Origin of the sequence: Kocuria rhizophila, assembly GCF_003667225.1 — a bacterium.
Taxonomy (GTDB): Bacteria; Actinomycetota; Actinomycetes; order Actinomycetales; family Micrococcaceae; genus Kocuria; species Kocuria rhizophila.
Genome location: NZ_RCOM01000067.1, coordinates 1 through 14451, shown reverse-complemented (window position 1 = coordinate 14451; position 14451 = coordinate 1). Strand labels below are relative to the sequence as shown.

Here is a 14451-nt window from a genome sequence, read left to right as displayed (position 1 = left end):
CCCCCGCCCCCCATGCCCGTGAGACGAGGACACATGGAACACTTCGCCGCCCACACCCAGGCCGTCCTGGACCGCATGAACGCGGTCATCGACGGCAAGCCCGCCGAGACCCGCACCGCACTGACGGTGCTGCTGGCCGGGGGCCACCTGCTGGTGGAGGACGTTCCGGGCGTGGGCAAGACCATGCTCGCGCGCACGCTGGCGGGGGCGATCGGCGGTTCGGTGAGCCGCATCCAGTTCACACCCGACCTGCTGCCCACGGACATCACCGGCGTGTCGGTCTACGACCAGGTGCGCCGGGAGTTCGAGTTCAAGCCGGGCCCGGTGTTCGCGAACATCGTGATCGGGGACGAGATCAACCGCGCCTCCGCCAAGACCCAGTCCGCCCTGCTGGAGGCCATGGCGGAGGGTCAGGTCACCGCGGACGGCACCACGTACCGGCTGCAGTCCCCGTTCATGGTGGTGGCCACGCAGAACCCCGTGGAGATGGACGGCACGTTCCCGCTGCCGGAGGCCCAGCGGGACCGTTTCACGGCGCGGATCTCCATGGGCTACCCGGACGCGGACGCGGAGGTCGCCATGCTCTCGGACCACGGTGCCGGCTCTCCCCTGGCCGGGCTGGAGCCCGTGCTGGACGTGGACCAAGCCCGCCTGCTCGTGCAGCACGTGGCGTCCCTGCACGTGTCCACCGCGGTGCGCCGCTACATCGTGGCGCTGTGCCAGGCCACACGCTCCCACCCCCACCTGCGCCTGGGGGCGAGCCCCCGCGCCGCCCTGCAGCTGCAGGCGGCCGCCCGCGCGCACGCCGCCCTGGCGGGTCGGAACCACGTGCTGCCGGACGACGTCAAGGACGTGACGGTTCCGGTTCTCGCCCACCGCCTCATCCTGGAGCGCCGCTCGGGTGCGGACAGCACCCAGGAGATCGTTCGCGGCATCCTCGACGACGTCCGCGTCCCCACCGAAGACGCCCCGCAGACCCGATGAGGGCCACCACCTCTCGCGTGGACTCGCGCGCCAAGTTCACGCCGCGCGGGTGGTGCTTCCTGGTCGCGGCGGTGCTGTGCCTCGCGGCGGCCACGTGGCTCGGACGCAAGGACGTGCTGGCGCTGTCCCTCTTCCTGGGCGGCGTCCCGCTGCTGGCCTCGCTCGCCATGTGGCTCGTCAAGCCCCGGGTGCTGCTCAAGCGCTCGGTGGACCCTGCCCTGGTCACGCTCGGCGACGCCGCCCTGGTGGCCCTGAGGATCCGACGCCGCTCCGCCTTCGGCTCCCGTGCGCGCACCCCGGGGTCCACCTCCTCGGAGCGCGCCGCCGTGGACGTCCACGAGACGGTGGACCCGCTGCTGGGCGCGGACCAGGACTTCTCGGTCCCGGTGTCCGGCGCGCCCGTGACGTACACGGTGCGCCCGCGACGTCGGGGGGTTCACGAGCTGGGCCCCGCCACGGTGCGCGTGAGCGATCCGTTCGGGGTGGTGACCGAGCTGCTGGACGTCGCCGAGCGCACGTCCCTGCACGTGGCGCCCGATCCCGAGCCCCTCAGCGAGCACGGGGCCTCCATCGTCCCGGAAACGGGCAACGATCCGTCCCGCCGCGCGCAGCCCCAGCCGGGGCCGGACAACGTGACCACGCGCGAGTACCGCCACGGTGACCCGATGCGCCGGGTGCACTGGGCGGCGTCGGCCAGGCACGGTGAGCTGATGGTGCGCCAGGAGGATCCGCGCAGCACGCGCCGGGCTGTCCTGGTCCTGGACTGCGTGGCGCCGCACTGGCCCGGCGCCACGGTGCGGGCCGGGGTCCTGGAGTCCACCGAGGAGTTCGAGTGGGCCGTGCGCGCGACCGCCTCCGTGCTGGAGCACCTGACCCGCCGCGAGACCGTGGTCCACGCCCTGGACGACCAGGGCCGCGCCCTGCCGCGCGGTGACGCGGAGAGCGCCGAGCTGCGGGACACCGCGGTCACGGACACCACGGCCACCGAGGTGGTCCACGGGCTGGCACGGGTGGCGCCCGTGCCCCGCCCCGAGCCGGAGGCGGCGCACGACCCCTTGACCGCGCGCCTCGACCGCGAGGGACTCAGCCACCCCGTGATGCTCTTCACGGGCCGGCTGTCCGAGGCGGCCGCCCGCCGCTACGTGCAGGCCACCGCGGGCTGCCCGGCGAACTCGGTGGTCATGGTGGTGGACCCGCCGCTGAACCGACCCGCCGGCGCGGCCGTGTTCGAGGCCGCGGGCTGGTCCGTGGTCCTCGTGAGCTGCTGGACCGACGTCGACGCCGCCTGGCTGGCCCTGCGCGGCGGCGGCACCCTGATGGCCCCCCGTCCTCCCGCCCCGGGAACCACCCAGCTGGGCATGGACGAGATGATGCGCCGCACCCCCCGAAGGACCACCGCATGAGCTCCCCCGATCCTTCGTCCCGCCGCACGCCGTGGGACCGCACGCCGCACCCGGCGGACAACGCACCCGGTGCGCCCACCCCGCACGGCGCAGCCGGGGCACCACGCCACGACGACGCCCGCGCCGGTACCGGCCCTGCGGGGGGCGCTCCGCGGAGTCGTCGTGCTGGCGGGGCCCGCACCACCTCGACCGGTGGGCCGGGCGCGACGCCCCGGCTGCGGGTGCCGGAGCTGTCGCTGCTGCTGCTCGTGAGCACCGCCCTGGGGTGCGTGGGCCTTGCCGACGCCCTGAGCGGCACGTGGTGGGTGCTGCCCGTGGCGGCCACCGTGGTCACCGTGCTGCTGGTGACCGGTGCCGCCCGCTGGCTGCGGCTGCCCTCGGTGCTCGTCACCGTGCTGGGCCTCGCGGCCCTGCTGCTCGCCCTGACCGTGGTGCACCTGGGCGAGCACGCGCTGCTGGGGTTCGTGCCCACCGGGGAGACCTTCTCCGCGGCGTCCTCGCTCTGGCAGTCCTCGGGTGACTTCGTGGCCCGCGACGCCGCCCCCTACGGCGAGGATCCGGGGCTGTCCTTCGTGCTGTGCGCCCTGGTGGGCCTGGTCACGGTGTTCATGGAGACCGTTCTGGTGGGCCTGCGCATGGCGGGGCTGGCGTGCGTGGGAATCCTCACGCTGCAGCTGGTGCCCGCCCTGACCCTGCCCGGCAGTGTCAGCACGCTCGGCCTGGCGGCCGCCGCCCTCGCCGCGCTCGCCCTGCTGGCCGGATCCCGGATCTGGGGTGCCACCCGCGACCGCCGGATCGCCCCGGCACCGGGTGGCCTGCCGCGCGCCCTGCTCGTGGTCGCGGGGGTGCTCGCGGTCGTGCTGCTCGTGCCCTCGGTGATGCCGGGGTTCTTCAACGGGGCGTTCCCCCAGGGCAGCTCGCTGACGTCCGGGCGCGCGTCGGGCGTGGGGCCGCTGCGCGCCGTGGGCCAGGACCTGCGCTCGGCGGAGGACGCCCAGCGCTTCAGCTACACCACCTCGGACGGCCAGGCGCAGTACATGCGCCTGCTGACCCTCTCGGACTTCTCCCAGGACGAGTGGTTCCCGGACACGGACGGCCTGGACGAGAACCTCTCCGCGCTCGGCGGCGCGGCTCGCGAGGCCGTGCCCGGCGGCACGGAGGTGACCACCAAGGTCACGTTCGAGGACTACGACGAGCACTGGCTGCCCGCCCCCTACGCCCCGGCAGAGATCGCCGGGCTGGGCGAGGACGGATGGGCGTGGAACCCGCAGGACCTCACCGTGCACAGCGCGGCCACCGGGATGTCCGGTGCGAGCTGCACCGTGACCTCGGTGCAGCCGCGGCCCACCCCCGAGACCCTGCGCCAGGCACCACCGGCGTCTGCGGACCCCACGATGACCGAGTACCTCAAGCTGCCCTCGGACCGTCCGCAGTCCCTCTCGGACGCCGCCCGGCAGTTCACGGAGGGAGCGGGCACGGACTACGACCGCGCCCTGGCGCTGCAGAACCACCTGCGCCGGGACTTCCAGCACGACGTCAACGCTCCCCTGGCCCAGGGCTACGACGCCGGCGGGATGAGCTCCATGGACACGTTCATGTCCACCCGCACGGGCTACTCGGGGCACTTCGCTCCCGCCATGGCCCTGATGGCCCGCGAGGTCGGAATCCCCGCCCGGGTGGCCGTGGGCTATCTCCCCACGGCCGCCACCGCGGACGGCGGCACCTCGTTCGCGGTGGGCACCGGGGACGCCCACGCCTGGCCCGAGCTGTACTTCGAGAACGTGGGGTGGGTGCGCTTCGAGCCGACCCCCGGCGTCCCGAGCACACCCGGCTGGGCACCGGAGACCCCCCAGGACCAGGGCGACGCCGCCACCTCCCCCGCGCCGGACGCGTCGCAGCCCGAGCCCAGCACGAGCGAGGCTCCCAGCGACCAGCCCAGTGGGCCCGCCTCACCGCAGCCCGATCAGAGCGGCGCCACGGACGAGCCCGCCCCGCGGGAGCAGCAGCCGGCAGGGCTGCCGCTGCCGTGGTGGGCCGTCGCGGCCGCGATCGCGGTCCCGCTGCTGCTCGTGCTCGCGGCGCTGCCCCGGTGGCTGCGCGGGCGGCGTCGGCGGGCACGGGTCCGGGCGATGCAGGACACCTCGCTGACCCCGCAGCGCCGGGCGAACGCCGCGTGGGACGAGTTCCGGGCACTCGCCGTGGACCACGGCGCGGCCTCCCGGGTCTCGGACACCCCGCGGGCGCGGGCCGGCCGGCTCGCGGCGGGGATCCCCGCGGCGCAGCCGTCCGTGGACCGCGTGGTGGCGGACCTGGAGAGCGCGAGCTACGGCGCACCGGACCCCTCGTGGAGCCCCCGGGCCACCCCGGAGGACCTTGCGAGGATCCGGGACGAGTTCCGCCACCGGGCCTCCCGCGGGCAGCGGTTCCGGGCCACGTGGTGGCCGCCCTCCCTGTTCGGCGGCTCTCGCCGCTGACACCGCACGACGCCGCCCGCGCGCCGGAGCGGGCGGGCGGCGTCGTCCATCAGCGCGGAGCGTCCGGCCCGTCCCGGGCCCAACCGCGGGCGGGACGTCTGCGGCGGTTCAGAACCGACGGCGAGCGAGGGCTCCCGCGGGTTTCAGGCGCGACCCCGGGCGGCGATCACGGCGTCGTACAACCGGCGGGTGCTCACGCCGCGGTCCGTGGCCACCTGGCGCGCGGCGGCCTTGAGCTTGATCTCGTGCGAGGCCACGAGCGCCTCGACCTCCCCCACCAGGTCCTCGGGCTCCGGCGCGGGCACGGGCGCGGCACCGTGGACCACCACCACGATCTCGCCGCGCACCTGGTTCCCGATGGCCCACGCGACGAGCCCGTCGAGGTCGTCCCGCAGCACCTCCTCGTGGAGCTTGGTCAGCTCCCGGCACACCGCGGCGCGGCGGTCCCCACCGAGGGCGTCGCGCACCGCCGTGAGCATCTCCGCGAGCCGGTGCGGGGACTCGTAGAAGACCATGGTGCGGGGCTCCTGCGCGAGCGCGGACAGGTGGGCCGCGCGCTCCCCGGTCTTGCGCGGCAGGAACCCCTCGAAGGTGAAGCGGTCCGTGGGCAGGCCGGAGACGGCGAGCGCCGCGAGCACGGCGGACGGGCCGGGCAGCACCGAGACGGGCAGCTCCGCCTCCGCCGCGGCGCGGACCAGTGGGAAACCCGGGTCCGAGACGGTGGGCATGCCCGCGTCCGAGAGCACCGCGACCGTGCGCCCCGCCCGGACCTCGTCCAGCAGCTCGCCGGCGCGGGAGTTCTCGTTGTGCTCGTGGTGCGTGACAATCCGCCCGGACACCGTGACGCCGAGCCCCGTGGCGAGACGGTGCAGGGTGCGGGTGTCCTCCACGGCGAGGACGTCCGCGGTGCGCAGCACGTCCTTCAGTCGCTGGGAGGCGTCCGAGAGGTTGCCGATGGGGGTGCCCACGACGACCACGGCGCCGGGGCCGCCCCCTCGGGGGCCGTCCTCGGTCGGTGCCTGCTCGTCGCTGCCGGGTGACGGGGTCGATACGTGCGAATTCACAGTCCCACTCTACGAACCCCGTCCAGTCGCGGCGCGCAGGCGCCCCGTCCGCGCAGCCGCGGCCGCACCGCGCGGTCCCTCGGGGTCCGCGCCCTACCATGGGGTGCGTGCCCTCGACTGCCCTCTCCCCCGCAGGCCCCCCGGCCGTCCGCGGCTCCGACCGTTCGCTGGGCGAGCTGCTGCTGCCCGCCGTGACCCGGCTGCCGCACCTGTGGTGGGTTCCCCTGCTGCTTGTCACGGTCCTGGGCGGTGTGGTCCGCTTCTTGGGCCTGTCCTCCCCGCACGCCGTGGTCTTCGACGAGACCTACTACCTCAAGGACGCCTACTCGCTGCTGCTGCACGGCACGGAGCAGCAGTGGCCGGAGAACGCGGACGAGGGCTTCGTCTCGGGGATGATCCCCGCGGTGGAGGACCAGCCGTCCTTCGTGGTGCACCCGCCACTGGGCAAGTGGCTCATCGCGATCGGGCTGTGGCTGTTCGGCGCGGACGACCCGTTCGGCTGGCGGTTCTCCGCCGCGCTGTTCGGCACGCTGACCATCGCCCTGGTCTGGTGGGCGGGCTGGCTGCTGTTCCGCTCGGTGTCCCTGGCCACGATCGCGGGGCTCGTGACGGCCCTGGACGGGCTGCACCTCGTGGAGTCCCGGCTGGCGCTGCTGGACATCTTCCTCATGTTCTTCCTGCTGCTCGCGTTCGTCTTCGCCCTGCTGGACCGGGACGACGGCCGACGCCGCCTGGTCGCCCGCTGGAACGGCTCCGCCCTGGGCCCGTGGCTGGGGGTGCGCTGGTGGCGGGTGGCCGCGGGCGTGGCGTGCGGTGCGGCGGCCGCCGTGAAGTGGAACGCCCTGTTCAGCATTGCCGCCCTGGGGATCCTGGTGGTGCTGTGGGACATGAACGCCCGCCGCGTGGCCGGGGCCCGGCACTGGTTCACGGGAGCGGTGCTCAAGGACGGCCCGTGGGGCTTCCTCACGATGATCGGCGTGGGGCTCGTGACGTACGTGGTCACCTGGTCCGGGTGGCTGCTCACGGACTCGGGCTACGACCGGCACTGGGCCGAGCTGCACCCCGGGGAGGGCCCGCAGTGGCTGCCCCCGGCCCTGCGCTCCCTGTGGGAGTACCACGTGTCCGCGTACTCGTTCCACACCGGCCTGGACTCCCCGCACACCTACATGGCGGGCCCGGCCACCTGGCCGTTCATGGGACGTCCCACGTCCTATTACTACGAGTCACCGGGCGCGGGCACGGACGGCTGCACCGTGGACGCGTGCAGCCAGGCGATCCTCAATGTGGGCAACCCCGCCATCTGGTGGGTGGGGATCGCCGCCGTGCTGCTCGGGGTGTGGCTGTGGATCGTGCGCCGAGACTGGCGCTTCGGGGCCCTCGTGGGGGTCTACGCGGCCGGCTACCTGCCGTGGTTCCTATACCCCGAGCGCACCATGTTCTTCTTCTACGCCCTGTCCTACTTCCCGGCCATGGCGCTGCTGATCGCCGGCGCGGTGGGGGTGCTCACCGGCAGGCTGGGCGTGCCACGGGGCGGCGCGGTGGCGGGCTCCGAGGTGGCTGCGGAGCGGGAACGGGTGGTCTCCCCCGTGTGGGCCCGCAGGTGGCGCACCGTGACACTCGTCTACCTGCTCGTGGTGGCCGCGCTGTTCGTGTTCTTCTGGCCCGTGTGGACCGCCCAGACCATCCCCTACGAGCACTGGCGCTGGCGGATGTGGTTCAGCTCCTGGATCTGAGGGCCCGGCGGCGGGTGACCAGCACGGTGGTGAACGCTCCCACCAGGGCCACGATGGCCACGGTCACGGCGGCGTCCACCCAGAACTGGGTGGGGTAGAGCCGGATCAGCGTGTCCGTGACGCTGAACGTCCACGTCCCGGAGCTGAAGAACAGCGAGTGGAACGCCGTGAAGAACTGCTCCCAGCCCAGCAGAGCGGTGGCCGCGGCAACCACGAGCAGGGCCACGGTGAGCCAGGCCCCCCAGAACCACGCGGCGGAGGCGGTGCCCGGCGCCGTGCGGTGCAGGTACCAGCCCGCGAGCGCGCTGAGCACCAGCAGCACGGCGGCCAGCAGCAGTCCCCACTGCATGACGTGCTGCACGTCCGTCATGTGGGAGACCTCGGACGGGGTGAACGCCAGACCGCCCTCGGGGCTCACCAGGCCACCCAGGTACTCGGACGGCGCGAGGTTCATGATGTAGTCCAGCCCGTACGAGCCGAAGGTCATGCGCTCGTTGAGACCCATCCCCCACGGGTCGGCGGGGAAGCCCGGGCGGTGGTACTCCAGCCACAGGAACGCGGGCGTGGCCACCAGGCGGACGCCCACCGCGAGCCACAGGACGGGCAGGGAGAGCCCCAGGAACACCTGGAGCACGCGCTGCAGCGGCGTGGGGCGGGGTGCTCGGGCCGGGGCCGCGGAAGAACCGGGCGCGCTCACCAGTTGCCGTGCCAGTTCTCGTCCGCGTAGTGCTCGAACGGGATGTTCCAGTCACCGTAGCCGTCGTCCGGGTCCGCCTGCGGGTACTCGGTGTTGACCACCTCCACCATGTCCCCCGGCCGGAAGACGTCGTAGATGTAGGACGCACCCTCCGGGGGCATGCCCACGCAGCCGTGGGAGACGTTCGCCACGCCGAGCACCGGCAGCGCGGAGGGCAGGGCCTGGTGGATGAACTCCCCGCTCCACGTCAGCCGGGACACGTTGGAGGCGTCGAACGGCGGGTAGTAGTGCGGGTCGCCGGGGTTCAGGTCCAGGGAGGAGGCCTTGAACTCGTAGGACTTGGCCTGCTCGATGATGACCTTCTTGCCCGTGGTGGAGGGCCAGTCCGGGTTGCCCAGGGTCACGGGCCAGCTGCCGGTCTGCTTGCCGTCCACGTAGGACACGAGGGTCTTGGTGGTGTTGTCCACGTAGGCCCGCTGCTCGGCCCCGGTGGTGAAGGTCACGGTCTTGTTCCCGTTGCCGATCATGCCGTTGCCCAGGTCCGTGCCCAGGATGTCCGCCGAGACCTTCACGGTGGAGTGGGGCGCCCAGGGCTTGTCCGGACGGAAGCGCAGCTTCTGGTCCGAGTACCAGCGGAACTGGCCCTTCTGGTGGGCCCCCTCCACGGTGATGGCCTTCTCCACGGCCGCCTTGTTGGTGACCGGCTCGGAGAAGGTGAACTCGGGAACCTGCCACACCCCGTAGGTCTCGCCGTCCCTCACGTTCATGCTCACGTCCGCCTCGTGCGCGGAGTCCACCGTGGTGAAGGCGCTCTGCCCCGTGCGCTGCTGGTCGCCGTTGCGGGCGGTGTAGGACACGGTGTAGCTCTCGTTGAACGCCAGGGGCTCCGTGGAGCGCCACTCCCCGTGGTTCTCGTCCAGGGAACCCTTCGCGGTCTCTCCGGTGCCCGCCGCGGTCACGGTCACGTCCGTGAGCTCCCCACCGGACGCCGTCACGACCACCGGGTCCACGGGGTTGACCATCGCGGTGTCCGCCGCCGGGGTCACGCTGACCTCGGGAGCGGCCGACGCGTGCTGCGAGGCCGTGGTGCCGCTCGTCGATGAACCGGGCGCGGCGGCGTCGTCCCCCGATCCCGCGCCGCACGCGGTGAGACCCAGCAGCGCCACGAGACCCAGGGCGGACAGGGCGAGAGCGCGGGACGAGCGGGACCCGCGGACGCGGAGCCCGGCCTGCTCCGGGGACGGGCGGCGTGGTGACGAGGACGTCATGGAGAACCTCACAGGGGGATCCACCGGCCCACGTGCGCCGCGGGTGGGCGCCGAACGGTCAGGGACGGCGCCAGTGCGGCGTGCGCAGCTCGTCGGGCATCGCGACGGAGCGGGGCGGTGCAGGGTGGGAATGTGCCTTCGCAACTGATTGCGTCGGTTCAGGATACTCCCTGGACCTGCTGCCGGGAGCGGACCGGATGCGGCCCGCGTCCTCGGTCCCGTCCCGGTCGGCCGCCGAGGTGCCGGGGGCGCCGTCCGGTGCGTCCTGCGCCGGCGGGACCCGGTAGGAGACGTCCCGCAGCGCGCGGGCACCCCGGGCTGGTCGGGCCGCTCCGAGGGAGGTGCCCCGGCCGGGCGCTCGGCGGGCGGGCGGGAGCTCGTCGGTGCTGACGGCCTGGACCACGTCGTCGAGGTCGTCGCGGCTCCAGCCACCCGGGGCCTCGAGGCGCACGATGCGCCAGCCGCGGGGCGCGGTCAGGGCGTCGGCGTGGGCGGGGCAGAGGTCGTAGGCGTGGGGCTCGCGGCGCGCCGAGAGCGCCCCGATCACGGCGGTGGAGTCGGAGTACACGTAGGTGAGGGTGCACACGGCTTCGCGGTTGCACGTCAGCTTGGAGCAGCTGCGGCGAGGTGCGGCGGCGTCCGGCACGGGACTCAGCGTCCCCGGCGGCGCAGCCGGCGCCGCTCTCGCTCGGACAGCCCACCCCAGATGCCGAACTTCTCGTCGTTCGTCATGGCGTAGTCGAGGCACTGCCCGCTCACGGGGCACGCCTCGCACACGCGCTTGGCGTCCCGGGTGGACCCGCCCTTCTCGGGGAAGAACGCCTCGGGGTCCGTCTGGGCGCACAGCGCGTCCGTCTGCCACGCGAGCTCGCCCTCGGCATCGCCCTCGCTCACGGAGTAGAGACCGGCCACGGCCTGCCACACGGAGGCGTCCACGCTCTGGACGTCGTGGACCTCCATGCCGCTGAAGTCCTGGGGAGCGGGTGCGGGGGGTTCGGCGTCGCGGGGCTTCTTGCGGTCGGAGCGCAGCAGCACGTCGCCGGCGGCCTCGGGGTGGGCTGCCAGGAAGGCGGAGGCCAGGTCGTCCAGGGTGGTCACCCCGGCGGCACCACGGGCCTGATCCACGGGATCGACGAACCAGTCCACGGGGACGGTGCCCCCGCTCGCATCGGTTCCGGAGTCCTCGCGACCGTCGATCTGGCGGCGTGCGGCCTCTCCCATGTCAGTCCTTCCGTCCCACGCGTTCGCTGTCTCGTGCCCTCAACCAGCCCGGTTGTCCCGGCCCGTGCGCCGTGATCGGGTTCACCCACGGGGGCCGGGTGGACCCCCTAATTACACGCGTGTAAGTCCGGGGGGTCAAGCCGAGTACCCTGAGGTGACCGGTTCTTCCGGCGCGCCGCCCGGGAACCCGGGGCGCCGTCACTTACCCTAAGGAGTTTCTTCGTGGGACGCACACCGAGAGACCTCGCCCAGGCGCTCATGACGGTCTCCGAGCGCCCCACTCCCGCTCTGGTCTGGCGTGACGGCCCCGAACGCGTCGAGCTGTCGGGCCGCGTGCTGGTCAACTGGGTGGAGAAGGCCGCGGGCCTCCTCGTGGACGAGCTGGACGTGGTCGCATCGGACGTGGTCACGGTCTCCCCCGTTCCGCACTGGCGGCTCGTGGTGATCGCGCTCGCCGCCCTGCGCGCCGGGGCCCGAGTGCAGTTCACGCACCGGCCGGAACCGGACTCCGTGGTCCATGCCCACCTGGAGTCGGCCCCGGACGATGACGCCGCCGCGCAGCTGCTGCTCGTGGTGGCCGGTCCCGCGCTGGCCTTCTCGTGCGCCGCTCCCCTGCCGGACGGTGCCGTGGACTTCGCGGACGAGGTGCGCGCCATGCCGGACGTCTACACGGGGTTCGAGGCCCCGGATCCCTCGGCCGAGGCCCTGGGATCCGCAGTGCTGCACGGCGACCTCGTGGCGCGGGCCCTCGCGGCCACCCCGTCCGGAATGGCCGAGCACCCGGCAACGGTGCACCTGCCCCTGGCCGACGGGTGGGGCGACACGGAGCTGCTCACGCTGCTCGGCACGGTGGTGCTGGGGGGTTCCGTGCTGATCACGGCCCGCCCGGAGGACGCGACCGCTGACGTCCTGGACCAGGAACGCGCCGTGTCTCTCTAGGACGCGCGACGGATGTCGTCGTCGGAGGGTGTGGGGGTGGGGCGCTCGGTCGTGGAGCCGGAGGCCGGGGACGTCCCGGCGGCGTCGTCCGGCGTGTCCCCGCGGCGGGCGGTGTCCGCACGGCGCCCCTGGGTGCCGTGGTCGTGGACCAAGGGCATCTGGCTCGTGATGAACGCGAACTCCTCGTCCGCACTGTCCGCGAAGTCCGGATCCTGGTCCAGCTCCGTGCGGAAGACCCAGAAGCGGTAGGCGAAGTAGCGGAAGATCGTGCCCAGGATGGTGCCGATGACCGTGCCGGAGATGAAGGACGCGGTGGCGGAGGTCAGCCCCAGGACGTAGTAGCTCACCCCGAGGCAGCCCAGCTCGATGGCCATGCCGATCCCGTTGGCCACGAGGAACTGCACGAGCTCCTTCTTCTTGTCGTCCTGGCGCTTCTCCCGGAACGTCCACATCCGGTTGGCCACCCACGAGAAGATGATGGCCACCACCGTGGCCACCACCTTGGCCTTGATGTGGCTGTCGGAGAACTGCGGCGTGTGCATGAGCAGCCACACCAGGCTGGCGTTGATGCCGAAGGCCGCGGCACCCACCAGTCCGAACTTGGTGAGCTCTTTGACGAACAGTTCCCACAGCGCGTGAGCGCGGTCAGCCAGGTTGTTCAAGGATTCGATCTCAATCTGCTACTCGGGGAAGGTGGACGGTCCTGGCCCCGGCTACCCCTTGGGGGCGCCGCCACGGACCCGCCGGGCCCCGGACGGGGTCGTTCGGCGTTCTGCGGTAAATGTCTGCATCCTACTCCGACATGACTGGGCGCGGCGTGTGACGGTATCCTGGGCCGGTGAATTCTCCCGTTACCGGTCCCGTCATCGGCGTCGTGGGCGGCGGTCAGCTGGCCCGCATGATGGCCCCCGCCGCCACCGCTCTCGGAGTGCAGCTGCGGGTCCTCGCAGAGTCCTCGGACGCGAGCGCCGTGCTTGCCGTGCACTGTGCACCCACAGGTGACCACACCGATCTGGAGTCTTTGCGTCGCTTCGCGGCGGACGTGGACGTCCTCACCTTCGACCACGAGCACGTGCCCACCGAGCACCTGCGCACCCTCGAGTCCGAGGGCGTGGCCGTGCGTCCCGGCCCGGATGCGCTCGTGCACGCACAGGACAAGCTCGTGATGCGCCAGGCCGTGCAACGGCTGGGTCTTCCCAATCCGCGCTGGGCGGAGGTCCACACGTCCGAGGACCTCGTGGCCTTCGGCGAGAGCACGGGCTGGCCCGTGGTGCTCAAGACCCCGCGCGGCGGCTACGACGGCAAGGGGGTGCTCCTCGTGGACGGCCCGGAGGCCGCCGCCCGTGGAACGGCCGCCGAGTGGTTCGAGCGCAGCGCCCGCGCGGCCGACGGCGCGGGGCTGCTCGCGGAGGAGGCCGTCCCCTTTTCCCGGGAGCTCTCCGCGATGGTCGCCCGGCGTCCCTCCGGCGAGACCCGCGCGTGGCCCGTGGTGGAGTCCATCCAGGTGGACGGCGTGTGCAACGAGGTGATCGCCCCGGCTCCGGGTCTGGACCCGCGCGTCGCCGCCGCCGCGCAGGAGGCGGCCCTGCTGCTGGCCCGCGAGCTCGGCGTCACCGGCGTGATGGCCGTGGAGCTGTTCGAGACGCCCGGCACGGACGCCGGCTTCGCCGTCAACGAGCTGGCCATGCGCCCGCACAACTCCGGGCACTGGAGCATGGACGGCGCCGTGACCGGCCAGTTCGAGCAGCACCTGCGCGCCGTGCTGGACTGGCCGCTGGGAGCCACGGATCCCGTGGCGGGCGCCGCTGTCATGAAGAACGTGCTGGGTGGGAGCAACCAGGACCTGTTCTCGGCCTACCCCGCCGCCATGGCCGCGGAGCCGCGCGCCAAGATCCACACGTACGGCAAGTCCGTGCGCCCCGGCCGCAAGATCGGGCACGTCAACGCCGTGGGAGGCACCCACGAGGTCGAGCGGCTGCGCGCCGTCGCCACCCGTGCCGCCGCGATCGTCCGCGACGGCGAGCAGGCCGACGGCTCCGAGACGGTGAATCCCCGGCGCACCACCACGTGGGGTGCCGTTCCCGCAACGCAGGCCGAGGCCCCGATCGTGGGTCTCGTCATGGGCTCGGACTCGGACTGGGCCACGATGTCCGCCGCGGCGCAGGCGCTCGAGGAGCTCGGGATCCCCTACGAGGCGGACGTGGTCTCCGCGCACCGCATGCCCACCGAGATGCTCGAGTACGGGCGCACCGCGCACGAGCGCGGACTGCGTGTGGTCATCGCCGGCGCGGGCGGGGCGGCCCACCTGCCGGGCATGCTCGCGTCCGTCACGCCGCTGCCCGTGATCGGTGTGCCGGTCTCCCTCAAGAACCTCGACGGCATGGACTCGCTGCTCTCCATCGTGCAGATGCCCGCGGGCGTTCCCGTGGCCACGGTGTCCGTGGACGGCGCGCGCAACGCGGGTCTGCTTGCGGCCCGCGTCCTTGCCTCCTCCCCCGATCTCTCCGGGACCGAGCTGCGCGGGCGGCTGCAGGAATTCGCCAGCGAGCTGTCCGAGGCGGCGCACCGCAAGGGCGCCGCCCTGCGCGAGACGGTGGCGCGCGGCGTCGGCTCCGGCGCCTGACCGTCCGCGCCCCCGCCGGACGACGCCGCCCCGGCACCGTCCCGC

The 14451-nt window shown here is 73.2% G+C and carries 12 protein-coding genes and 1 pseudogene; 7 read left to right on the top strand and 6 right to left on the bottom strand.

Annotated features, from left to right (window positions below; genetic code table 11):
- Positions 1-33 precede the first annotated feature (33 nt).
- From D9R02_RS09155 to D9R02_RS09145, 3 genes are read left to right on the top strand one after another with little or no spacing between them, the layout of a single operon-like run.
- Positions 34-984, top strand: coding sequence for an AAA family ATPase (locus D9R02_RS09155; protein ID WP_019310152.1), 951 nt, complete (start codon positions 34-36; stop codon positions 982-984).
- Positions 985-1001: 17 nt separating this feature from the next.
- On the top strand, positions 1002-2387 hold the full coding sequence (locus tag D9R02_RS09150) for a DUF58 domain-containing protein (RefSeq protein ID WP_019310153.1): 1386 nt from the start codon (positions 1002-1004) through the stop codon (positions 2385-2387).
- Entirely contained in the window at positions 2384-4861 is a 2478-nt protein-coding gene (locus D9R02_RS09145; RefSeq protein WP_244246126.1) for a transglutaminase TgpA family protein, read from the top strand. Before D9R02_RS09150 ends, D9R02_RS09145 begins: the two co-directional genes overlap by 4 nt.
- Before the next feature lie 143 nt (positions 4862-5004).
- Here D9R02_RS09145 and rsmI read toward each other — a convergent pair whose 3' ends face one another.
- Entirely contained in the window at positions 5005-5925 is a 921-nt protein-coding gene (gene rsmI, locus D9R02_RS09140; RefSeq protein ID WP_019310155.1) for a 16S rRNA (cytidine(1402)-2'-O)-methyltransferase, read from the bottom strand.
- A gap of 98 nt (positions 5926-6023) precedes the next feature.
- Here rsmI and D9R02_RS09135 point away from each other — a divergent pair, with 98 nt between their 5' ends.
- Positions 6024-7658 carry a dolichyl-phosphate-mannose--protein mannosyltransferase gene (locus D9R02_RS09135; RefSeq protein WP_019310156.1) on the top strand — a complete coding sequence of 545 codons (1635 nt, stop codon included), beginning with the start codon at positions 6024-6026 and terminating at the stop codon, positions 7656-7658.
- Here D9R02_RS09135 and D9R02_RS09130 read toward each other — a convergent pair.
- From D9R02_RS09130 to D9R02_RS12340, 4 genes are read right to left on the bottom strand one after another with little or no spacing between them, the layout of a single operon-like run.
- Positions 7642-8292: a TIGR01906 family membrane protein gene (locus tag D9R02_RS09130; protein ID WP_246829051.1), complete on the bottom strand. Its 651-nt coding sequence runs from the start codon at positions 8290-8292 to the stop codon at positions 7642-7644. The two genes, D9R02_RS09135 and D9R02_RS09130, sit on opposite strands and share 17 nt — an antisense overlap.
- Before the next feature lie 59 nt (positions 8293-8351).
- On the bottom strand, positions 8352-9623 hold the full coding sequence (locus D9R02_RS09125) for a L,D-transpeptidase (protein ID WP_121566791.1): 1272 nt from the start codon (positions 9621-9623) through the stop codon (positions 8352-8354).
- Positions 9624-9681: 58 nt separating this feature from the next.
- On the bottom strand, positions 9682-10269 hold the full coding sequence (locus D9R02_RS12345) for a DUF3499 family protein (protein ID WP_019310159.1): 588 nt from the start codon (positions 10267-10269) through the stop codon (positions 9682-9684).
- Between the two features lie 5 nt (positions 10270-10274).
- Entirely contained in the window at positions 10275-10844 is a 570-nt protein-coding gene (locus D9R02_RS12340; RefSeq protein ID WP_019310160.1) for a WhiB family transcriptional regulator, read from the bottom strand.
- Positions 10845-11066: 222 nt separating this feature from the next.
- Here D9R02_RS12340 and D9R02_RS09110 point away from each other — a divergent pair, with 222 nt between their 5' ends.
- Complete coding sequence (locus D9R02_RS09110; protein ID WP_019310161.1) at positions 11067-11783, top strand: TIGR03089 family protein; 717 nt, start codon at positions 11067-11069, stop codon at positions 11781-11783.
- On the opposite strand, the gene D9R02_RS09105 is transcribed toward D9R02_RS09110, so the two are convergent.
- Positions 11780-12445 carry a GtrA family protein gene (locus D9R02_RS09105; protein ID WP_019310162.1) on the bottom strand — a complete coding sequence of 222 codons (666 nt, stop codon included), beginning with the start codon at positions 12443-12445 and terminating at the stop codon, positions 11780-11782. The two genes, D9R02_RS09110 and D9R02_RS09105, sit on opposite strands and share 4 nt — an antisense overlap.
- Positions 12446-12681: 236 nt before the next feature.
- Here D9R02_RS09105 and D9R02_RS09100 point away from each other — a divergent pair.
- Together D9R02_RS09100 and purE are read left to right on the top strand one after the other, a co-directional pair.
- A pseudogene (locus tag D9R02_RS09100) lies at positions 12682-13812 on the top strand (5-(carboxyamino)imidazole ribonucleotide synthase); the annotation flags it as partial.
- Positions 13813-13902: 90 nt separating this feature from the next.
- The gene (purE, locus tag D9R02_RS12335) at positions 13903-14406 is read left to right on the top strand and encodes a 5-(carboxyamino)imidazole ribonucleotide mutase (protein WP_275439788.1); all 504 of its coding nucleotides are present in this window, start codon (positions 13903-13905) and stop codon (positions 14404-14406) included.
- The last annotated feature ends 45 nt before the right edge of the window (positions 14407-14451 follow it).